At 43.4% G+C, this 20,075-nt stretch carries 20 protein-coding genes; 14 read left to right on the plus strand and 6 right to left on the minus strand.

What is annotated here, in order from left to right; translation table 11 throughout:
* Nucleotides 1-218: 218 nt before the first annotated feature.
* Entirely contained in the window at nt 219-1,658 is a 1,440-nt protein-coding gene (locus I6N95_RS20380; protein WP_209531198.1) for a 6-phospho-beta-glucosidase, read from the minus strand.
* A 21-nt stretch (nt 1,659-1,679) separates the two neighbouring features.
* Entirely contained in the window at nt 1,680-3,029 is a 1,350-nt protein-coding gene (locus I6N95_RS20385; protein WP_209531199.1) for a PTS sugar transporter subunit IIC, read from the minus strand.
* 142 nt (nt 3,030-3,171) lie between these two features.
* On the opposite strand from I6N95_RS20385, the gene I6N95_RS20390 reads away from it, so the two are divergent.
* The 5 genes from I6N95_RS20390 (at nt 3,172) to I6N95_RS20410 (ending at nt 7,826) form a co-directional block, all read left to right on the plus strand.
* Nucleotides 3,172-4,062 carry a LysR family transcriptional regulator gene (locus tag I6N95_RS20390; RefSeq protein ID WP_209531200.1) on the plus strand — a complete coding sequence of 297 codons (891 nt, stop codon included), beginning with the start codon at nt 3,172-3,174 and terminating at the stop codon, nt 4,060-4,062.
* 508 nt (nt 4,063-4,570) lie between these two features.
* Nucleotides 4,571-6,271 (plus strand): thiamine pyrophosphate-dependent enzyme, encoded by a 1,701-nt coding sequence (locus I6N95_RS20395; RefSeq protein WP_245249769.1) that lies wholly within the window; start codon nt 4,571-4,573, stop codon nt 6,269-6,271.
* Between the two features lie 14 nt (nt 6,272-6,285).
* A complete protein-coding gene (locus I6N95_RS20400; protein WP_209531202.1) occupies nt 6,286-6,741 on the plus strand; it encodes an MEKHLA domain-containing protein in 456 nt (151 codons plus the stop codon).
* Between the two features lie 153 nt (nt 6,742-6,894).
* Complete coding sequence (locus tag I6N95_RS20405; protein WP_209531203.1) at nt 6,895-7,401, plus strand: RDD family protein; 507 nt, start codon at nt 6,895-6,897, stop codon at nt 7,399-7,401.
* Nucleotides 7,402-7,418: 17 nt separating this feature from the next.
* On the plus strand, nt 7,419-7,826 hold the full coding sequence (locus I6N95_RS20410; RefSeq protein ID WP_209531204.1) for a GNAT family N-acetyltransferase: 408 nt from the start codon (nt 7,419-7,421) through the stop codon (nt 7,824-7,826).
* A gap of 109 nt (nt 7,827-7,935) precedes the next feature.
* Here I6N95_RS20410 and I6N95_RS20415 read toward each other — a convergent pair whose 3' ends face one another.
* Nucleotides 7,936-8,814 (minus strand): aminoglycoside phosphotransferase family protein, encoded by an 879-nt coding sequence (locus tag I6N95_RS20415; RefSeq protein WP_209531205.1) that lies wholly within the window; start codon nt 8,812-8,814, stop codon nt 7,936-7,938.
* Between the two features lie 148 nt (nt 8,815-8,962).
* Between I6N95_RS20415 and I6N95_RS20420 the strand changes: the two genes are divergently transcribed.
* A complete protein-coding gene (locus I6N95_RS20420; RefSeq protein WP_209531206.1) occupies nt 8,963-9,742 on the plus strand; it encodes a DeoR/GlpR family DNA-binding transcription regulator in 780 nt (259 codons plus the stop codon).
* On the plus strand, nt 9,729-10,874 hold the full coding sequence (nagA, locus tag I6N95_RS20425) for an N-acetylglucosamine-6-phosphate deacetylase (protein WP_209531207.1): 1,146 nt from the start codon (nt 9,729-9,731) through the stop codon (nt 10,872-10,874). Before I6N95_RS20420 ends, nagA begins: the two co-directional genes overlap by 14 nt.
* A gap of 427 nt (nt 10,875-11,301) precedes the next feature.
* Here the strand turns inward: nagA and I6N95_RS20430 are convergent, their stop codons facing one another.
* Entirely contained in the window at nt 11,302-11,919 is a 618-nt protein-coding gene (locus I6N95_RS20430; protein ID WP_209531208.1) for a histidine phosphatase family protein, read from the minus strand.
* 109 nt (nt 11,920-12,028) lie between these two features.
* Here I6N95_RS20430 and I6N95_RS20435 point away from each other — a divergent pair, with 109 nt between their 5' ends.
* The gene (locus I6N95_RS20435; RefSeq protein WP_209531209.1) at nt 12,029-12,910 is read left to right on the plus strand and encodes a LysR family transcriptional regulator; all 882 of its coding nucleotides are present in this window, start codon (nt 12,029-12,031) and stop codon (nt 12,908-12,910) included.
* A 74-nt stretch (nt 12,911-12,984) separates the two neighbouring features.
* Here the strand turns inward: I6N95_RS20435 and I6N95_RS20440 are convergent, their stop codons facing one another.
* Nucleotides 12,985-13,374: a YxeA family protein gene (locus tag I6N95_RS20440; protein WP_209531210.1), complete on the minus strand. Its 390-nt coding sequence runs from the start codon at nt 13,372-13,374 to the stop codon at nt 12,985-12,987.
* Between the two features lie 242 nt (nt 13,375-13,616).
* On the opposite strand from I6N95_RS20440, the gene I6N95_RS20445 reads away from it, so the two are divergent.
* A complete protein-coding gene (locus tag I6N95_RS20445; protein WP_209531211.1) occupies nt 13,617-14,108 on the plus strand; it encodes a cupin domain-containing protein in 492 nt (163 codons plus the stop codon).
* Nucleotides 14,109-14,148: 40 nt separating this feature from the next.
* Here the strand turns inward: I6N95_RS20445 and I6N95_RS20450 are convergent, their stop codons facing one another.
* Nucleotides 14,149-15,183: a M42 family metallopeptidase gene (locus tag I6N95_RS20450; protein ID WP_209531212.1), complete on the minus strand. Its 1,035-nt coding sequence runs from the start codon at nt 15,181-15,183 to the stop codon at nt 14,149-14,151.
* Between the two features lie 175 nt (nt 15,184-15,358).
* Here I6N95_RS20450 and I6N95_RS20455 point away from each other — a divergent pair, with 175 nt between their 5' ends.
* From I6N95_RS20455 to radA, 5 genes are all read left to right on the plus strand, one after another.
* Nucleotides 15,359-15,661 (plus strand): rhodanese-like domain-containing protein, encoded by a 303-nt coding sequence (locus I6N95_RS20455; RefSeq protein ID WP_209531213.1) that lies wholly within the window; start codon nt 15,359-15,361, stop codon nt 15,659-15,661.
* Nucleotides 15,662-15,677: 16 nt separating this feature from the next.
* Entirely contained in the window at nt 15,678-17,324 is a 1,647-nt protein-coding gene (locus I6N95_RS20460) for an FAD-dependent oxidoreductase (RefSeq protein ID WP_209531214.1), read from the plus strand.
* A 2-nt stretch (nt 17,325-17,326) separates the two neighbouring features.
* Nucleotides 17,327-17,584 carry a metal-sensitive transcriptional regulator gene (locus tag I6N95_RS20465; protein WP_209531215.1) on the plus strand — a complete coding sequence of 86 codons (258 nt, stop codon included), beginning with the start codon at nt 17,327-17,329 and terminating at the stop codon, nt 17,582-17,584.
* A 229-nt stretch (nt 17,585-17,813) separates the two neighbouring features.
* Nucleotides 17,814-18,341, plus strand: coding sequence for a dCTP deaminase/dUTPase family protein (locus I6N95_RS20470; RefSeq protein ID WP_209531216.1), 528 nt, complete (start codon nt 17,814-17,816; stop codon nt 18,339-18,341).
* 271 nt (nt 18,342-18,612) lie between these two features.
* A complete protein-coding gene (radA, locus tag I6N95_RS20475; RefSeq protein WP_209531217.1) occupies nt 18,613-19,983 on the plus strand; it encodes a DNA repair protein RadA in 1,371 nt (456 codons plus the stop codon).
* Nucleotides 19,984-20,075: the final 92 nt, after the last annotated feature.

Raw genomic sequence — 20,075 nt, forward strand, 5'->3', positions numbered from 1 at the left:
ATAATCGTTGTTAATCAGCAAGGCCAGATTAAAGCTCCAAGTATGGCCGATATGAGAATTAGTCTTTATTGACCTATTAGGTAAATCCGATTTTAGCATTGTTTACCTGATAGGTCAATAGTTAGGTTGGTTTTGTGATCAGGATCATGGTGACACAAAAAAAGACGTTCATGACGAACGTCTTTTGGTTAAAATAGTCACTGGTCTTGGCCAAGTATTCAGTCTGCCAAATTTTCCCCATTGCTTGCAATGACTTGTTTGTACCATTCAAAGGATTTTTTCTTATAGCGTTTTAAGCTACCTTGGCCTGAATCGTCCCGATCGACATAAACAAAACCGTAGCGCTTTGACATCTGACCAGTGCTGGCACTGACCAGATCAATACAGCCCCAACTAGTATAGCCTAAGCATTCCACGCCGTCAGCGATCGCTTCACTAACCGCCATGAGGTGATTGCGGGTGTAGTCGATGCGATAAGGATCATCGACGGTTCCGTCGGCGTTTAAAACATCTTTGGCTCCCAGTCCGTTTTCTACGATAAACAAAGGTTTCTCATAACGATCGTAGAGATCATTCATGGTGATGCGCAACCCTAATGGGTCGATTTGCCAGCCCCATTCCGTCCGCTTTAAATAGGGATTTTTTAAACTGGCAAAGACGTTGCCTTCCGTGCTTTCTTTATCGCTTAGATCATGACTGGTCAGCCGAGAAGAATAGTAGCTGAATGAGATGAAATCGACAGTGTTTGCTGCCAAGATGTCTAAATCTTCAGGTTCCATCGCAAGTTGAATCTGATGTTCAGCAAAAAAACGTTCGGCAAATTTAGGGTAATGACCTTTTGATTGGACATCAATAAAGAAATAATTATTGCGGTTAGCTTCAATTGCCGACCAAATATCAGCAGGGTCGCAACTGTAAGGGTAGTAAGTCGCGCCGGCGAGCATACAACCAACTTGAGCCTGAGGATTGTGCTCATGTGCCAGTTTTGTGGCCAAAGCAGAGGCGACTAATTGATGATGAGCACTTTGATACAAGACTTGCTCGGGATGAGCTTCTTCAGAGATATCTAAGGCACCGCCAAATAAAGGGATGTGCAAAATCATATTGATCTCATTAAAGGTGAGCCAGTACTTGACTTTGCCGTTGTAGCGTTTAAAGAGGACTTGGCAATAATTTAGATAGAAATCAATCAGTTGTCGATTTTTCCAACCGCCGTATGTGGTCATTAAGGCGATCGGGGTATCAAAGTGATTGATGGTCACAAGCGGTTCAATCTGCTGGTTTAAACACTCGTCAATGACTTGGTCGTAAAAACGCAACCCCGCTTCATTTGGTTCTGTTTCATCTCCCTGAGGGAAAATGCGAGCCCAACAGATGGAAAAGCGAAAGGTTTTAAAGCCCATCTCGGCCATTAAGGCAATGTCTTCTTTAAAATGATGGTAAAAATCAATTGATTCGTGACTTGGGTAATAGTCATAAGTCCTGTCTAGGGCCTTTAGTGGAGCGGCTAAAGCTTCTTTGCGCCCATGTTTTCCATCAGGTAAAATATCCACAGGCGAAAGGCCTTTGCCATCGAGCTGATAGGCCCCTTCTGCTTGGTTGGCTGCTAGGGCGCCACCCCATAAAAAGTGTTGAGGGAAGGGTGCTGATTTTGTCATGACGTTGGTCTCCTTTTTGAATTAGGCAGCTGTTTCTTCAAGAACGGCCTTTTTATCTAAAATTTTAATAAATGGTAAATACAAGACGGCACTTAAGAGGATGATGACAATTTGGAATAATGCCACCCGCCATGACCCGCTAGCAGTTGAAATAAACCCTGACATAATCACAGGTGTCCCTAAGGGGATAATCGTCGTTAAGCGAGGCAGAATATTAATCGCTGTTAAGACATAGGCAAGGACGGAGACCACAATCGGTGAAAGGATAAAAGGAATCATCATGATTGGGTTTAAGACCATGGGCAAACCGAAAATAACCGGTTCGTTGATGCCGCAAAAGTTGGCGATAACAGAGAGTTTACCTAAGGTTTTGTACTGACTGCTTTTAGCGAAAAAGATCAAGTATAAGCAAAGCCCTAAAGTAAGGCCAGAACCGCCACAGATGGTGTAAACTTGCCAAAAGGTCCGGTTGAGGATATTAGGTAAGTCGTAGACGGAAACACCGGCATTTAAAGCATCCACATTGGCATTGTTAAGAGACGTCCACAACGGATAAAAAATAGGCAAAATGATGGCAGTCATACCGTGAATTCCCAGACTCCACAATAGTTGGGCAAAGAAAGCGGCGAAGATAAAGGACCAGATATTATTGCCTAAAAAGTTTTCGATAGGGGCTTGAATGATACTGTAAATCCCTGACTGAATACCCGTGATGCCCTCAATCGGAAGGAGTGCGACTACTTTGTCGAGGATCATAAAAAAGATGATTGAGACAAAGCCAGGCATTAAACCGGCAAAGGACTTGCCGATAGTGGGAGGAACTGAGTCGGGCATTTTGATCATCAAATTTTTAGTTAAAAGTAAATCGTAGATGCTGGTTGAAATCAAGGCCACGAAAATCGCCACAAATAATCCTTTGGCACCTAACCATTCCAGGGGTAAGAAGCTAGCGGCAGGAATCTCAACGCCTTCTGCTAAGGTGATGTCATTCGCTGTCAAAAATTGCTGAATCGTGGCAATCGTATTCCCAAAAGGGGTGACAGCCAGAAAGGAGAACAAGGCGATCATGCCTGCGACTCCTTGATCACGATTTAACCGTTTGGCAAAGGCATAAGCAATAAAAAAGACCGCGTAAATGGATAAAATATCATTGGTAACCATATTGGGAATCGCAAAAAAGTTTTTAAGGCCAGTGGAGACAATAAATGCTTGATAAGGAGCGATCGCTAAATTATTCAGTAATGAAAACATGGAGCCGATAATTAAGACAGGCATTAACATCATAAAGCCGTCACTCACCGAGCTTAAGTACTTGTTTTGAGAAATTTTCATGGCTCGAGGCATGATTTTCTCATTAATTAGATTCATCATTTCTTTTCCTCCGTTTGTCTAATGGTTGTCTTGCAAGCAGATTAGGGGTCTGCTATGACTTGATTGTATACTCTTTCATTCTAGTTTTTCCAATAGTATTGTTCTATAATGACCATAGACAAAAACTATTAGGAGGCTAATCATGGATTTACGATTACTGAATTATTTTGTGGTACTGTGCGAAGAATTGAATTATGGACGAGCAGCCAAACGTTTATTTATTACCCAACCAACCCTTAGCCAACAGATGAAGTCATTGGAGGAAAATTTGAATTGTCAGTTAATCACGAAAGAACATCATAAACTGAGTTTAACAGCCGAAGGAGAAGTCTTAAAAATCCAAGCTTATAAATTATTACGAGCGGCTAATGAAACCAAGTTGTTGTTAGCCAAGACGCAAGTGATTGAAGATCAGAAAATTACGATTTACAGCTCTGGTTGTCATTTTTTTACGGAAAGCTTAGCTGAGTACGCTCAAGGTTATCCAGCAGTATCAGTAAAAATCGATGAGTGCAGCAGTAAAAATGTCGTCCGTAATGTCATGGAGGAAAGGGCTGATTTTGGATTAGTCTATTTGCCACTGATCAGCAATACAGGGGATTTAGCCGTAGAGGAACTGTTTGAAGATCAATTCTTTATTACGGTGAATAAGGATCATCCTTTAGGGAATTACCATCGCTTATCGTTAAAAGCCTTGGAGTCAGAACGGTTGATTTTAGTTAAGCCGAGCTTGGCTGTTAGGGAGATGGTCGGTGAAGTGGCGGTTCAGAAGAACCTCAATTTGAGGCCGAATTACGAGTTTCCCAACTATGTCCCTTGTTTGGATTTGGTTCGCCAGAACGTTGGCGTCACCATATTGCCTTTAAGTTTTGCCAAATTTCATTCCTTGGATAAGTTGCAGTTGATCGAGATCGAAGAGCGAATACCTAAAGCGACCCTCGCCTTTTTGTATCGTAAAGAGAAAGTATTTGCTCCTCATCAGCTAGCTTTTATCAACCAAATAAAAGCCAGATTTCGTTTGCTCAACAACTAGCGCACTCACGCCCCTTTTTCAGTTGCGTTGCTGAAGAAGGGGCGTGAGTGTGTTCATCCTAAAAGTGATCTGTCAGATGGTTAATAGTCACATGTAGCCGATAATTGAATCGAAAAGACCTCTTTTAGGGGGTTATCTGACGAGAATGGTCTGATTATCGGCTTGTCGGTTAGTCAGTTCTTGTTTTTAGAATCACTGTTGCTTATGTTTTGTTGATATTGTCTTAAATCATGTTTTAATATGATTTTTGGTAGACATATCTTTGATTATCAGTCGCAATCTTTCGTAATACTAAAATGTAACTGATCGGAAATGTCGTTATATAATTGTTCGCTGTTAAACATAGTAAAGAGACTTTTTAAGTGGTATCTATCCGATTAATATCATAAGGTACGTTAAAAAAAGGTAACAAGCAGAATGTTGTCTCTTTTCCGAAACCTTGTTATATAATGAGGGCGTATCGTCTTTCAAAATCAGCATGTAAAAGAGAGGAAGAAGCGCATTGACTATGGTTAAACAGGACGGATTTAAGACACTGATTGATTATTTATCGTTATTAGGAATTGATTCTTATGCTGGCGTAACAGGTGGAGGCGTGGTTCACTATTTGAAATACCTCACGCCTTATCAACCGGCGCAACAAGCAGCGTCGCTGTTCACAATCAGCGAATACCCAGCAGGCTTTATCCCACTAGGGCATTACCTTGCTACTGGTAAAGTATCGGCAGCGATTGCCACCACAGGGGCGGCCACTAAGTTGCTATCCTGCGGACTCAGTGATGCTAAACTTCACGATATTCCTTCCGTCTACATTTTTCCAGTATCGACAATCCTTCATACCGAAGACAGTGCGTTACAGGATTCCTCTGTTTATGGCAGTAATATTGTCCAACAATTACTGGCGGAGTTTCCCCAGCAGGTGTTTCTTTTAGACAATCCTTTTACCTTTGCTAACCAATTAGAACTGGCAAAACAAAGCTTACTGTCGCGAAAGCCCGTGATTTTTTTGTTAGATAATGAAAAGATGGCTTTGCCAGTCAATCATTTACCAGTAAACATCGCGGATCCTCAGGACAAAACCGCAGAAATAGCTGAATTTGTTCAGCTGTTGCAGGAAACGGTCAAAGATCGACGGGTTTTGCTGTTAGTTGGTGAAGCAGGGCTCCACGAGCCAAAGATCAGACAACTGACCACGGCAGTTAGCCAAGCGTTACAGGCGGCGACTGTTTGGAGTATGAATGGTGGAAATTGTGTTGAAAGCTCGAATCCTTATGGTTATGGTTATATCTCCTTTGGTGGGAATGATCAAGCCTTGGACATCTGGGCGTCGGTTAATCAAGAAGACGTTGTGCTATGTATTGGGATCACACCAGATGAATACACAACCGATTTAAAGAAAATTCCGGCGGGCGATGTTTTCTTCATAACAGGGATTGAAAATGCTTATGGGCAAATCAGAGGAAGTTATCAACACAGCGTTCAACATCAGCTACATCAGATCTGCGCTTCTGTTAGTCAGGTCTTGGAGGCCGTTGTGACAGCCGGGAAAGAGGCACCTTTTTCCACTCAGGCTTGTCCCGTTGCTCCTGAGAATTTGAATAATCGCCAGCTGCTGGCACCACAAAGAGGTTATGCGGACATGGTGGAGGTTTATCAGCGTTTGTACCATTGGTGGCAGCCAAATAGTGTGGTGATCAGTGATGTGTGTTTGGCTTATAAAGATTATCAATATGTGACCCAAAGACCTAATGAGTTGATCACCTACTTTGCTTTTTATCGGGGATCAGCCATGGGCGGTGCCTTTGGTGCGGCAGTGGGAGCAAAGCTAGCAGCACCGGATAAACGAGTGTATTTGTTTAGTGGAGATGGTTGTTTTAGGTTGTACGGTGGCAGTTTAAACGAAGCCAAAGATTTAGGAATCGTCTTATTTTTACTGGATAATCACACCTATTCGATCGTCGCTCAAGGATTGCCGGCAATTTTACCGAGCGTTGAGCCCGAACGGTTTCACGATAGGCTAGACGGCATTGATTATGGCAAAATGGCTGAAGCATCTGGGTGGTTAAGCTATTCATTATTAGCCGATTTAAGCAACTTTGAAGAAATTTTAGCGGAAATAGCACAAACGAAGCACCGGTCAATCTTAGTGACGATACCAGTGGATCCTGAACAAGTTTTAGGTCAGAACCCACGAGTTCGCAATTTATAGAAAGCAGGGATAGCATGACTCCTCAAGAACGTAACCAGCTGATCGGCTTATTAGACCAATCTTATGAGCAGTGGACGGGGCAAGGCTTGCCAGTTCCTAGTGAACGGGCGAAGCAGCGACTTGAATGGTTGGATCAGCACTCACCTTATGGTCTATTGATTCAAAATACAGAACCAGACCCGCTGTTTATTTATGCCAACCAGCAAGCTCAACTTATTTTTGGCTATAGTTTAGCGGAGTTTTTGGCTACTCCTGCCAGCCAAAGTGCCCCGCCTGAAAGACAGCAAGAGCGCAACTTAATGCTAGCAGAGGTAGCGAATAAGGGTATATCTAACAACTATCGTGGCACGAGAATTAGGAAGGATGGTCAATTGTTTGAGATAGAAGGCAGTATCTGGAAAGTCCTTGGGAAATCAGGCGAAATGTTGGGGATTGCGGCCATGATTTGGTCTAAGGAAGTGAGCTCTTAGCATCGTTCAGCTGACATAAAAGCGAAAAAGGCACACGACGTGGTGCCTTTTTTTGCTGGTTTTTAGAGATGCTTCTGTTACACTAATATGATAGGCGACTCAGGCATGTCAGAGTGAGTGTGTCGGCGAATCCCTTGGAGAGGTTGTGGCAATATGAAAAGCGAGGTTTCATTAAAAGCACGAATGAAAGAAATAGTGGTCGATTATTTTTTTATAGTTGGCTACCTACTGTTGTTAGGTCTGATTAGCGTACTAAGTTATTCTCTTATTTTTAAAGGCATGCCAACCTTTACAAAATTAGAATCGCAGCTAGTAGCGACTTTTTGTTCGGTTGTCCCACTTGTTTTTATCTTTTCTTATCTGGACTACCAAAAACCATCTGGCTCATATGGAAAGAGGGTTTCTGGACTCAAGGTGGCGTACGGTACTTACTTTTTCCGGTATAGTTTATTAAGAAATTGTCTTAAGTTTCTTCCGTGGCAGCTTGCTCATATCGGCGTGATTGAAGGTGTATACACAGGTTTCACGTCGATTGCTTCAATGATATTGCCTTCGGTGAGTCTGCTCCTTCTTGTTTTGATGTTGGGAATGGTGATTTTTAGGGATGATAGGCGTCACTTAGGAGATATGCTGGCAAAAACAGTCGTTGTCAACCAGTAATGTAAGAGGAGGATCCCATGCTTATTAAAATGGAAAAGATTAGTGAAGAGGTCAGCCAACTGTTAGCTTTAGCGGCATCTGCAAATAAGTTGGCAAGTGAGTTGGAAAACTATTTAAACCAGAAGAATCGCACCTTGTATCTCTATTATCAGGAAAACTGCTTAGTGGGATGCATTGGCGTTGATCAATTAGCAGGCGATCAGTTAGAAATCACTCACATTGCCACGGCAGTCAGTAACCGAGGTCAGGGAATCGGTCGATCGATGATTGACTTTGTGTTAGTGCGCCATGCTCCGACTGTCATGTTTGCTGAAACAGATGCAGAGGCCCTAGGCTTTTATCAACAAACTGGCTTTGAAAGCGACAGTCTGGGTGAAAAGTATCCTGGTGTTGAACGGTTTTATTGTTCGTATGTGCCTGATTAGTTCTAGTAGGAACATATTCTTGATGGTGTGGTCAAAGGAAATAACAGTGTTTAATCACATTACTTTCAAGCCAAAAGGCTCAACCTAAATTACCTAGGTTGAGCCTTTTTTAGGCATTATCTGCCAGTACTTGCTGAATCACAGCAACCGCCTCAAGATAGCGGGAGTGATCCTTATGTTGCCATTCTTCAACGGTGATCAGAGCTTTCCACAGTGCCCAGCCCTTGGCCCGCTGCCAGACATCAACAGAATAAGAAAAACAATTTTTAAAGGTCTGTTGACTTTGGCCTTCGAAAAAAGTCCAGGCCATTACCAAGTCGCAGCTAGGGTCCCCTGTGCCGAGGACGCCATAGTCGATTACGGCTGACAAGCGGCCGTCTCTGACTAGCATGTTTGTCGGAGCCACATCACCATGGACCCAGACAGGGGGAGACGACCAGTGTGTTTCCAGTGCGGTTTGCCAAATCGTCGCCAACACTTGCCGATCCCCTTGAAGGTTTAAGTCTTGATTGGCTAAAACGCGAGCGACATCGTGATGGTAAGTTGCTAAGTCACCGCCGCGATAATAATTATGTAAACCTGCTGGTGGGCCTTCCTGACAGTCGATCTTTTGAAGGGCGATGAGAAAATCTGCTAAATCACTAGCAAATTGATTGAGATCAGCAATCGGCCCTTCACTAGCTGTCTTGCCTGGTAACCAATGACAGATGGACCAAGCAAAGGGATAGCCAAATTCCGGTTTCCCAATGGCCATTTGCTGGGTGATGGGCAGGCTTAGTTGCTGCTGTAAGTATGGCAACCACTTGCTCTCTTTCGTGACTTGGGCGGCATAACCTTCGGCACTAGGCAAACGAACAGATAGTTGGTTTCCGAGATGAAATGTTCGATTATCGTGGCCACTTTTGGCGACTGGCCTAATGGGCAAATGAGCATATGCTGGAAATTGGCTACTAATCAGCATGTTTACTAGTTCGGTGTTGATGTTCATAAGTGTCTCCTCTGGTTTGTTGGTACTGTTAGTATATCATAGGAAGTGGTTAACTTAAGTCTCTTTTATTGACAATCGAGCCATAAGGAATATAATAAACTTAACAAAACTTAAATAAATACTTATAAAAACTTAAAAAGAGGACAGCATGAACCAACAAGAAAGAGTGGCGAAGATTTTAGCCATGTTAGAGGAGCAACCCAAAATTTCTCAAGAAGAGCTCATGAGCCTGTTTGCTATTTCGAAAGACACGGCTCGCAGGGATATTGTGAAATTAGTGGAAAGTGGTTTAGCAGAAAGGTATCCTGGAGGAATTTCCCGTCCGGTACTAAAGGCCCAGATTGAAACCTATAGCCGTCGTTTGATTAAGGATGCGACAGAAAAACAACGAATTGCTCAAGGGGCGCTTCAATTAATCCCCTTAGGAGGAACTATCTATTTAGATGTGTCAACGACAGTTCAATTTTTAGCTGCAAACTTGCCTGCCAAGAATGTGACAGTGGTAACCAATTCGATGGACAATGCCTTGGCGGTCTCGCCTAAAACAGGCAATCAGGTTTACCTTTTAGGTGGGTTCTTTAAGGCTGATTCTCGTTTGTTGGCTGGTGAGTCTGTTTTACAACAGTTGTCCCAGTTTAATTTTGATTGGGCATTTATCGGTGGCGCGGGACTGACCGAGCAAGGGGTATTTTATTCTGAATTAGCAGACTGTCAATTAAAACAAACGGTTATTCACAATGCTCAAAAAGTTTGTTTACTCATCGACAGTAGTAAAATTAATCAGCAGTCGGCTTATAAAATTGGTTTTTCGGGCATCGATCTGATCATCACAGATCGTCCCTTAGGGGCTAGCTTGATGAAAGTCTTAGCAGCAGAGGAAATTGCTGTCATTATTGTGAAAGAAGGAGACGACCATGACCGTTATTAAACAGGTTAAAATCATCCAAGAAGGAAAAGTTGTTGCGGCAACGGTTGTGACAAAAGGGAAATGGATCCAACAGGTCCTAATTAACGATGAGACCGGGCTGTCAGACAGTCATCAAGGGGATGTAGTTGACGGAGGCAACCAATTGCTGATTCCAGGAATGATCGATGTTCACATTCATGGGGCTCATAATTTTGATATGATGGATGGCACTGTCGAGAGTATTCAGGCTGTTTCAAGGGCCTGTGCGGAAACAGGTTGCACTAGTTTTTTAGTTACATCAGTGAGTTCTAGCTTGGAAGCACTACTGAAAATGATTGAGCAAACCAAGAAAGTTGTTGGCAAAGAAGAAGGGGCTAAAATTGCTGGGATTCATTTAGAGGGTCCTTATCTTAATGTTGAAAAGAAAGGCATGCAGAACCCAGCTTATTTACGCCATCCCAATTTAGCTGAGATGGCGGCTATTTTTGAAGTAGCAGAAGGGTTGATCAAGATGGTGACCATTGCACCGGAGTTACCTGGTGGGATCGAGCTGATTGAGTGGCTAAAAGCCAAGGATGTTGTGGTGGCGATTGCCCATTCCAATGCTACCTATGAGGAAGCTCAAGTCGCCTTTAGTAAGGGGGCCTCTCATATCACGCATTGTTTTAACGCCATGCCGGGAATTCATCATCGAGCTCCTGGGCTAGTGACAGCCGCCTTAGAAGATGATGACGTCAGTGTTCAAGCGATTGTTGATGGGGTCCATCTTCATCCGGGAATCGTTCGATTGCTACATAAGATCAAAGGCGCTGATAAGATGGTGTTGACAACGGATGCCTTGCAGGCCATGGGGGTTGGAGATGGCGATTATTTATTCGGTGGTCATCAAGTGACGGTTAAAGAGGGTGTGGCTCGTTTACAGGATGGGACATTGGCTTCTAGTACCGTGACGATGAACCGTTCCCTCCAGCTAAGTACGTCCTTTGGGATTCCTTTAGAGGATGGGATTCAGATGGCGGCTAAAACACCGGCGATGATATTGGGCAAGGCAGAAGTAGGGCAAATCAAGGAAGGCTTGATCGCGGATCTAGTCTTAATTGATGAAAGCTTTAACGTGAATAAAACATGGATCGATGGGCGGCTTTATTGCTAATTTACTGAAAATGACTGATTTTTCTGAATGTTCTTCATAAAAAAGACACACAATGGTGAAAAAAATTCGTTTATTCTTAACCTTGACTTAAGCTTTTAGCGGTATAGTATTAGTAGGTTAAGCAAACAACTTATTTTGTGGATGAACGTGGTGTTATACTCTTTGAGGATCTCAGTTGGTTCGTTCTCTGTACCGAGGTGTAGGTTCGAATCCTACCGTCCACGCTTGTGCTTTGAGCACTTAATACCAGATGAAAGGATGTTTTATTTATGAAGAAACTACTTGCTATTGGTTCGTCACTTTCGGCTCTTGTCGTCTTGGCGTACATGACTCACAAAGAGGTTAAACAGTTGAAAAAGCGTCAGCAAATCAGTGTTAATTAAGGTTAAATCAGAGTCTGGGACTTAGGTCCTAGACTCATTTTTTTTCAACAATAATGAGAGGTATCGCTATAAGTCATGACCTCAACATCGCCATTTTTAAGGTTTAAGATGCTTAAACTGTTTGGTTCTACATCTGGCAATTCATGCAACTCAGCTAGCTCACGTTGCAGCAAGGAGTTGATCAGTGTTTTGATTGTTAAACGGTGGGAAATGATGGCTATTTTTTGCTGAGGATGGGCGTTGATAATCTCATCGATAACGGCTCGGCTGCGGTTTTCCAGCATCTGAAAGGTTTCACCCCCATTATTTCCTTGGAAGTGGTGCGGGCTTTCCCAAAAACGTTGCCACTCCAAGGGCTCTTTTGCAGCAATTTCTTGGCGAGTTCGTCCTTCCCAAGTTCCCATGGCAATTTCCCGTAGCCGAGAATCGGTTTGCATATCCACCGTTAATTGCTGGGTCACGAGTTGCGCCGTTTTAAAGGCTCGTGGGCTGTCGCTAGTATAACAGGTTTCAATTGGCAGGCAAGCTAGTTTTCCAGCAAGTAGCTGAGCTTGTCTGATCCCTTGGCTAGTTAAGTCGGAATTTAATTGTCCTTGCATTCTTTTTTCGGCATTCCAAAGGGTTTCCCCGTGGCGTATTAAGTAGAGCTGTGTGTTGGTCATCAGTTGTCTCCTTTCATAAGTCTATTGTTACTATATGTAAAAAAAGAAGTGTGTTCCAATACAAAATCTAGTATGATTTATATAGATAAGCTATGAAAGGGGTGACTTGATGAATTTACATGGGCTGAGGTTGTTTCATGAGGTCGCAAAATGCGGCAGTGTGACGAAAGCCTCTGAGAAATTAAGAATTAGTCAGCCTTCTGTGACGGCTCAGATCAAAAAGTTTGAAAAGGATCAGGAAGTTCAGTTGATTAGGCCAGCAGGACGAGGGATTCAATTAACGCCTTTAGGCGAGGAAGTCTATCAGTTGTCGCAAGAGTTATTTGCTGTTGAGGAAAACATTACGGCGCTGTTTCAAGAAGCCAAAGGGCAAAAGTCAGCTGTTTTGCGCTTAGGTGGGAATTATTTAGCCGTCACTCATTTACTGCCTGAGTGGCAAAAAAGGTTTAAAAGCCAGCGTCCGACTTGCTACCTTGAATTGGCGACTTTAAATTCGTCTGATTTAATCACGGCCTTGTTAGCTGAGCGCTTGGATATGGTATTTTTAGGAGACAGTCATCTGAACGACTCTCGATTTGTGTGCCACAAGGTGTATGAGGACCGTCTGTGCTTTATCGCTCATCCTAGTTTGGGCTTAGCTGGTGGAACTCTGAGTTTAGCCCGTTTAAGTGAAAGTGATTTTATCGGCAGAGAGCGTACTAGTTTTACCCAACAATCACTTGAGAGCTTGTATCGTGCGTTAGGATTGAGGTTACCTCGCTTTAGTTTAACGTATAATAACTCGCGGGATGCTTTACAAGCAGCAAGGGCTGGTAAAGGTGTTCACTACTGTTCTTATTTAATGGCCAGTCAGAGTCTTGCCCAAGGAGATCTGGTCGAATTAACCGTCGATTTGCCGATCCAACCACACGACATCTATTTGTATCAGTTAAAACAGCGGGAATTAGGGGAAGCAGGTCGAGAGTTTAAGAAACTGGTGTTGGCAAAATAAAGAGCAAGCCAGCGACTGTGAGCCTCTGTGTTGTCTTTATACGGCAAAAAAGAGCCTTAAAAAGACTCTTTTTACTAGCTGTTTAAGCGTTCTAAGGCTTTGGGCGGTACCTGGGATTTGTTGATTTCTTCATAGCTTTTAACATAGCGCCCTTTGGCGGTTAATTTTAAATAATGATTGTCTGCAAGCTTTTCTGAGGTCTGATAACTGACGTCTTGAGCAGCGCCAGTTTCGCTAAAGGCGACTTGCGTGTAGCGATAGCCAGTTGCGTTAGGCTCCCCTTGACGGGTTTCGGTTTTGACGTAAAGAGGTTGCCAGTCAATCAAGATATTATATCGGTCGATCAAGTCGTAAAAAGGGCCAGTTTCTTGTTGGGTGGCCAAGGTAAAGGCACCAAACAGCCCCGTGACGACGGTCAGTGTTAGAATCGTTTTAACCAGAAAAGCGACTGTGTGTTTTAACATAACGTCCCTTCTTTCTTTAAGGTTAATGAGCTGCCTGTCTCAGAGCCGTGCTGTTGCTTGTGACAAGGCAGAGATTAAGGTATCTTAAGTATAAGAGGTTTTGAATAAAAAAACATGATACTCAAGGTTGATTTTTTTATCCAACTTAGGACTGCCTTCGTTGTGAGCGAAGAGGGCTCGTCTGATGAAGAATGGCTTATGGTTTAGTAGCAGTAAATTAAGATGAAAGTGGCGTGATAGAGATGAAAAGTGCTGAAACGTGGATTAAAGAGTTAAATTTAGCAGAGCATCCTGAAGGGGGCTTTTATAAACGAACGGAAGAAAGCGAGTTATCGATTACCAGCGAGCATGGTCAGCGCTCCTTGTATACGAGTATTTATTTTTTATTGACACCGGCAAGTCCCTCTCATTTTCATCGACTAAAATCAGATGAAGTTTGGTATTATCATGATGGTCAGCCTTTAGTGGTTCATTGTTTGTTTCCAGATGGGAGATATGAAGCCATTCAGTTAGGGAAAGATGTGGCGAATGGTCAGCGATTGCACTATACGGTACCTCGAGGCACTATTTTTGGTTCCAGCGTGCCAGTGGATTATGGGCTAGTCAGTTGTGTGGTGGCGCCGGGCTTTGATTTTAGAGATTTTGAATTGTTCACTCAAGCGGCTTTGCTAAAGGAGTACCCACAGCATCAGGAAATCATCAAGGAACTGGCTTACGAACGTTTACCAGACTAAAAAAACCAGGCGGAGGACTTGCTCTCGCCTGGTTTTTTGCTTAACATAATGTGCTGAATAAATACGCGTTGACTAACTTTTCGGTCGCTTCAATCGAATCTGTATGGGTGCGCTCATAGGCGTGGCTGGCTTCGATACCAGCACCTAGTAAACCGTGTTTAACATCGGCACCTGCTCGCATGGCGGCCGACGCATCACTGCCGTAAAATGGGTAAATATCCAGTTGGTAAGGGATGCTTTGGGCGTCACATAGATTTGACAAATGATTGCGCAGGCCTAAATGATAGGGGCCACTGGCATCCTTGACACAGATGGAGACGGAATATTCATCGGTCTGCTGATCGTCTCCCATAGCTCCCATGTCGACGGCAACGTATTCTACCACCTGATCAGAAATGTTGGAGTTGCCTCCATAGCCGATTTCTTCGTTATTGGAGAAAAAGAAATGAGTCGTATAAGGGAGGGTTTCTTTGTCTTCTGCTAGGCGACGTAAAAATTGGATTAAAATTGCCGCACTGACTTTATCGTCTAAATGGCGGGATTTGATAAACCCACTAGGGGTAATTTCTGTCCGTGGGTCAAAGCTGATAAAATCGCCAACTTGAATGCCTAAAGCTTTTGTCTCTTCAGCCGTTCTGACTTTTTCGTCAAGGCGAACGGTCATATTGTCCTGATTGCGTTCAGCTGTACCAGCATCTTTATAGACGTGAACACTGGTTTGATGCATTAAAATAGTTCCTGTAAATGTTTTGCCGATCTGGGTATGGATTTGACAATACTCACCTTCAATCGCATTAAAGCGAAAGCCGCCAATTAAGTCAAGTTTTAAACGACCATCAGGACGAATCGCTCGAACCATTGCGCCAAGGGTGTCCACATGGGCGGTAATAAAACGTTCCTGTTCAGTATTTTCACCGGGGACGGTCACTAGTAAACTGCCTTTGCGATTTTCAGAGGGGGTATAGCCGTAGGGTTTTAAGTCATTTGCGATTGTCTGAATGATGTTGGCAGTGTCACCTGTTGGCGAAGGAATATTGGTTAATTTAGCCACTAAATCAATGGTTGTCTCTGTCATAATAAATCTCCTTTGTGATGATCGGCAGTCGCCGATTGTTTTGCTACTTCTTATACTAGCTGATTACGGGCTAAAAGGAAACTCAAAAAGGCTGAGCATTTTTCTTTTTAAAATACCCCTATAGGTATATAGTGGTTGTAGTAGCACAGAAATAAGCTTAAAAAGGAGTGTTAAGATGTTTTTATTTAATAAAGTAGCGACGATCAGTAGCGCTGAATTAGCCACACAATTGAGCCAAAAACCAGTGATTATTGATGTGAGAGAAAAAGATGAGTTTGCTGGTGGCCATATTCCCGGTGCTCAAAATATTCCTCTAGGAGAGCTTGAACGATTTAATGGCCAGGCCGACAAAGTTTATCTAGTCTGTCAGTCAGGGATGCGCAGTAAGCAAGGAGCGGCTCTGCTGAACTCAAAAGGATATGAAGCGATAAATTTAAAACATGGAATGATCGGTTGGAACGGACCGATTCAACGTTAAGAAAGGAGCATGAATGATGAAAGTAGTGATTATTGGTGGTGTAGCTGGCGGGATGTCAGCGGCCACTCGCTTGCGTCGTTTAGACGAACAAGCTGAGATTATTGTCTTGGAAAAAGGCCCTCATGTGTCGTTTGCTAATTGTGGGCTACCTTATTATGTCTCAGGGGAGATTGCTGAACGAGAAGCTTTATTGATTCAAACACCGGCCAGTTTAAAGGCGCGGTTTAATTTGGATGTTCGTTCTGAAAGTGAAGCCATTGAAATTGATGGTTCTGCTAAACGAGTGAAGATTAAGCGCGGTCAGGAAATTTATTGGGAAAGCTATGATTCCTTAGTCTTGTCACCTGGTGCTCGCCCCTTTATCCCACCGATCAGTGGCATCGAGGCCGACAATGTCTTTACTTTGCGGAATGTTGTTGATTTAGATCGGATTATGGCGTTTGCTGACAAGCAACAACCGCAGAAAGCTCTGGTGATTGGCGCTGGGTTTATCGGATTGGAAATGGCCGAAAATCTGAAACGGAAAGGGTTAGATGTGACAGTTGTGGAAAAAGCGCCCCATGTCTTACCGCCTTTGGATGAGGAGATGGCGGCTCTGGTTGAAGGGGAATTACTGAAACAACAATTAACTCTTTTAACGGGTTTGTCGGCCGTCAGTTTTAAAGAGGGACGGGTCCAACTGGAAGACGGGCAAGAATTGGCAACTGATATGATTATTTTGTCAGTAGGGGTTCAGCCTGAAACGACGTTGGCTAAAAAGGCTGGAATTAAGCTAGGCTTACGAGGTGGGATTTTAGTGGATGAACACTATCGCACGAATTTACCAGATGTTTACGCAGTCGGCGATGGGATTGTTGTTAAGCAACAAATCACTGGGGAAGATGCCCTTATTTCTTTAGCTTCACCTGCCAATCGCCAGGGGCGCCAAGTGGCGGATGTGATTGCTGGTTTGCCTCGGGTCAATCAGGGAAGTATTGGCACGGCCATCGTTCGCCTCTTCGACTTGACTGCTGCCACAACAGGTCTAAGTGAGCGGCAAGCGAAGTTGGCAGGTCTCAAGTATCAGGTGGTTCACGTAAGAGGCAATGATCATGCTGGCTATTATCCAGGAGCGACAGCGGTTTTATTGAAGTTAGTCTATAATCCGGAAACCGGCGAGATTTACGGGGCTCAAGGAGTGGGACAAAAAGGCATTGATAAACGGATCGACAGTCTTGCGACGGCCATCAAAGGTCAACTAAGGGTGGCGGATTTACCAGAGCTTGAATTTACGTATGCGCCGCCTTTTGGAGTGGCTAAAGATCCTGTTAACATGCTGGGCTATGTGGCCTTGAATGTGATGGAAGGTCACAGTGAAATGATTCAGTGGCACGAGCTTGAGAGTGCCTTGGGAAATGGTTATCAGTTATTAGACGTTCGTGGTCCTGAGGAGTATGCTGGGGGGCATATCGCGGAAAGTCTCAATATTCCGTTGCCAGACTTACGTCAGCGCTTATCTGAATTGGATAAAAAGCAGCCTTATATCGTGAGCTGTGCCAGTGGTCAACGAAGCTACATTGCGGAGCGCTTGTTAAAGCAACATGGCTTTAAGGTGAAAAATCTAGATGGTGCCTTTGGTCTATACAGTCAAATTCGTCCAGATGCTGTTGTAAAGGGGAACTGAGAATGAAGTGCGATAAAAAAATAATCAATCGGTTAAAACGAGCGGAAGGTCAAATGCGTGGGATTCAAAAGATGATGGAAGAAGGTCAGGAGTGTTACGATATGATGATTCAGCTGTCGGCCGTTCGCTCCAGTATCGATAAAATTATGGGAATTATGGCTGGCGAAAATCTGAAACACACCTTGGAACACCCTTTAGCTGATGAACAGCTTCAGGTGGAAAAGGTCGCTCAAGCCATGCAGATGATTGAACGGAAGTAGCTATCAGCATTTTAAGTGATTTTGTTTGGAGGTCTTTTGTTTGGGCTAACAAATGCTCTTATATGTGATATGATCGCCGACTAGATAAAATGAGATGATATATCGTGGCTATTTAGAGACAGTGATCAATTTAAGGGCAATTGAGACGAGACAAACTGATTCCGACTTTAAATCTCTCTCTGTTTCGAGTAAACTAAGAGATGAACTTAAAGAGAGATAGGGGATTTACATGAGCAAACTAAGAGGATTTGAAAAAGTAACAACTTTTAAAGATGTTAATCTGCCAGTACGTGCGACTAAAAACGCAGCAGGGTATGATTTTGAAGCGGCCGTTGATGTGGTAATTCCGACCATTTGGAAACAGGGGATTGGCACAGTGCTCAAGGCGGCGTTGAAAGGTGACGCCGTGTTGCTAGATGAAAAGATGGTTAAAGAAGTTAAACCGGTGTTAGTATCTACTGGAATTAAGGCGTATATGGGGGAAGATGAGTTTTTACAATTGTGTAATCGCTCAAGTAATCCCCTTAAAAACTTTTTACTTTTAGGTAATGGCGTAGGCGTCATTGACAGCGACTATTACGATAATGCTGATAATGAGGGACACATTATGTTTCAATTTATTAACTTTGGCTTAACGGACAAGGTGATCAAAAAAGGGGAGCGAATTGGTCAAGGGATTTTTCTGCCATTCTTAAAAGCAGACCAAGATGTGACCGTTGGCGAACGGACCGGTGGCTTTGGTTCTTCTGGCAAGTAGTTAAAAATGAGAGGGCAAGTCCTGGTCTTTTATCAAGACCTCGACTTGTTTTTCTTTTGTTTGGGCAAATCGCTAATTTTTAATTAAAATCAACAAAAGAACAGGTTAATATGGGGCGGATTAGCAAGTGTTATGTTAAAATAAAGGATAGATTGAAAAAAGTATAGATTTTTGTAAAGTTCGGAAAAATATTGGAGTGTTTACACTCTTTTTCTAAGATTTTTCATAAAATTAACGCATTCAACGTCTATAGTGAAGAAAGAGGGATAATGTGGCCAAAAAAGCAAAAACACAATTTGAATGTCAGGCTTGTGGCTATATTTCGCCGAAATATTTAGGCCGCTGTCCAAATTGTGGCACGTGGAATGAGATGCTGGAAGTTAAGATTCAAGAGGAAGCAACTCGGAATAGTCGTGTCAGTATGACTGGCAGGCGATCAACTGCTCAAAAACTTGGCGATGTCAGTGCTAAAAAAGAACCGCGAGTCAAGACCAAGTTAGACGAATTAAATCGGGTCTTAGGTGGCGGTGTTGTTCCAGGGTCGTTAGTGTTAATTGGTGGCGATCCAGGGATCGGGAAATCGACGTTACTGTTGCAAGTCTCCCAGCAACTACATCAAAGCGGTGGCAAAGTATTGTATGTGTCTGGTGAGGAAAGTGCTGAGCAAATCAAGATGAGAGCTGAGCGGTTGAGCATTGAGGGCAATGACTTTTTTGTCTATCCTGAAACGGATATGTCGGCCATTCGTCAAACCATTGAAGAGCTAGCGCCTGATTATGTGATTATTGATTCGATTCAAACCATGATGCAACCGGAAATTTCCAGTGCCACAGGTAGTGTGAGTCAGGTGCGAGAAACGACGGCCGAATTAATGCAAATTGCCAAGACCAATGAAATTGCCATCTTTATTGTTGGCCATGTCACCAAAGAAGGGGCTTTGGCTGGGCCGCGAATGTTAGAGCATATGGTCGACACTGTTTTGTATTTTGAAGGTGATCGTCATCATACCTTTCGTATTTTAAGAGCAGTTAAGAATCGTTTTGGTTCCACGAATGAAATTGGTATTTTTGAGATGAAGGAAAAAGGTCTCGTTGAGGTGGTTAACCCATCGGAAGTTTTCTTAGAAGAGCGAATTGACGGGGCAACAGGCTCAGCGATAGTGGTTTCGATGGAAGGAACTCGACCTATTTTAGTGGAGATTCAATCGCTGGTAACACCGAGTATGTTTGGCAACGCCAAGCGCACGTCAACTGGACTGGACTATAATCGAGTGTCCTTGATCATGGCAGTCTTAGAAAAACGAGCAGGCTTATTGTTACAAAACCAGGACGCCTACTTGAAAGCAGCTGGTGGTGTCAAATTAGATGAACCCTCCATTGATTTAGCGATTGCCGTAGCGATTGCTTCCAGTTATAAAGATCAAGGCACCTTGCCAACTGAGTGTTTTGTCGGAGAGATTGGCCTGACCGGTGAGATCAGGCGAGTGAGTCGAATTGAACAACGAGTTGGCGAAGCCAAAAAATTAGGATTTAAAAAAATTTATGTCCCAAGAAATAATCTAGCTGGTTGGGAACCACCCAAGGGAATTGAGGTTGTCGGGGTGGCAACTTTAGGCGAAGCCCTAAGAAAGATATTTCCGTAATCGGTCATAAAAATCAGCTAGGACAAGCACGTCCTAGCTTTTCATACAATTAGGTTAAAGACGGTCTCGCTGCTTAAAGCTTTAGCATTTAG

The organism is Vagococcus allomyrinae (genome assembly GCF_017829975.1).
In the GTDB taxonomy this organism is placed as follows: domain Bacteria; phylum Bacillota; class Bacilli; order Lactobacillales; family Vagococcaceae; genus Vagococcus_D; species Vagococcus_D allomyrinae.

Coding starts and splice junctions, on each gene's coding strand:
- I6N95_RS20380 (WP_209531198.1), bottom strand. CDS start 1,658: ATGACAAAATCAGCACCCTTCCCTCAACACTTTTTATGGGGTGGCGCC.
- I6N95_RS20385 (WP_209531199.1), bottom strand. CDS start 3,029: ATGATGAATCTAATTAATGAGAAAATCATGCCTCGAGCCATGAAAATT.
- I6N95_RS20390 (WP_209531200.1), top strand. CDS start 3,172: ATGGATTTACGATTACTGAATTATTTTGTGGTACTGTGCGAAGAATTG.
- I6N95_RS20395 (WP_245249769.1), top strand. CDS start 4,571: ATGGTTAAACAGGACGGATTTAAGACACTGATTGATTATTTATCGTTA.
- I6N95_RS20400 (WP_209531202.1), top strand. CDS start 6,286: ATGACTCCTCAAGAACGTAACCAGCTGATCGGCTTATTAGACCAATCT.
- I6N95_RS20405 (WP_209531203.1), top strand. CDS start 6,895: ATGAAAAGCGAGGTTTCATTAAAAGCACGAATGAAAGAAATAGTGGTC.
- I6N95_RS20410 (WP_209531204.1), top strand. CDS start 7,419: ATGCTTATTAAAATGGAAAAGATTAGTGAAGAGGTCAGCCAACTGTTA.
- I6N95_RS20415 (WP_209531205.1), bottom strand. CDS start 8,814: ATGAACATCAACACCGAACTAGTAAACATGCTGATTAGTAGCCAATTT.
- I6N95_RS20420 (WP_209531206.1), top strand. CDS start 8,963: ATGAACCAACAAGAAAGAGTGGCGAAGATTTTAGCCATGTTAGAGGAG.
- nagA (WP_209531207.1), top strand. CDS start 9,729: ATGACCGTTATTAAACAGGTTAAAATCATCCAAGAAGGAAAAGTTGTT.
- I6N95_RS20430 (WP_209531208.1), bottom strand. CDS start 11,919: ATGACCAACACACAGCTCTACTTAATACGCCACGGGGAAACCCTTTGG.
- I6N95_RS20435 (WP_209531209.1), top strand. CDS start 12,029: ATGAATTTACATGGGCTGAGGTTGTTTCATGAGGTCGCAAAATGCGGC.
- I6N95_RS20440 (WP_209531210.1), bottom strand. CDS start 13,374: ATGTTAAAACACACAGTCGCTTTTCTGGTTAAAACGATTCTAACACTG.
- I6N95_RS20445 (WP_209531211.1), top strand. CDS start 13,617: ATGAAAAGTGCTGAAACGTGGATTAAAGAGTTAAATTTAGCAGAGCAT.
- I6N95_RS20450 (WP_209531212.1), bottom strand. CDS start 15,183: ATGACAGAGACAACCATTGATTTAGTGGCTAAATTAACCAATATTCCT.
- I6N95_RS20455 (WP_209531213.1), top strand. CDS start 15,359: ATGTTTTTATTTAATAAAGTAGCGACGATCAGTAGCGCTGAATTAGCC.
- I6N95_RS20460 (WP_209531214.1), top strand. CDS start 15,678: ATGAAAGTAGTGATTATTGGTGGTGTAGCTGGCGGGATGTCAGCGGCC.
- I6N95_RS20465 (WP_209531215.1), top strand. CDS start 17,327: ATGAAGTGCGATAAAAAAATAATCAATCGGTTAAAACGAGCGGAAGGT.
- I6N95_RS20470 (WP_209531216.1), top strand. CDS start 17,814: ATGAGCAAACTAAGAGGATTTGAAAAAGTAACAACTTTTAAAGATGTT.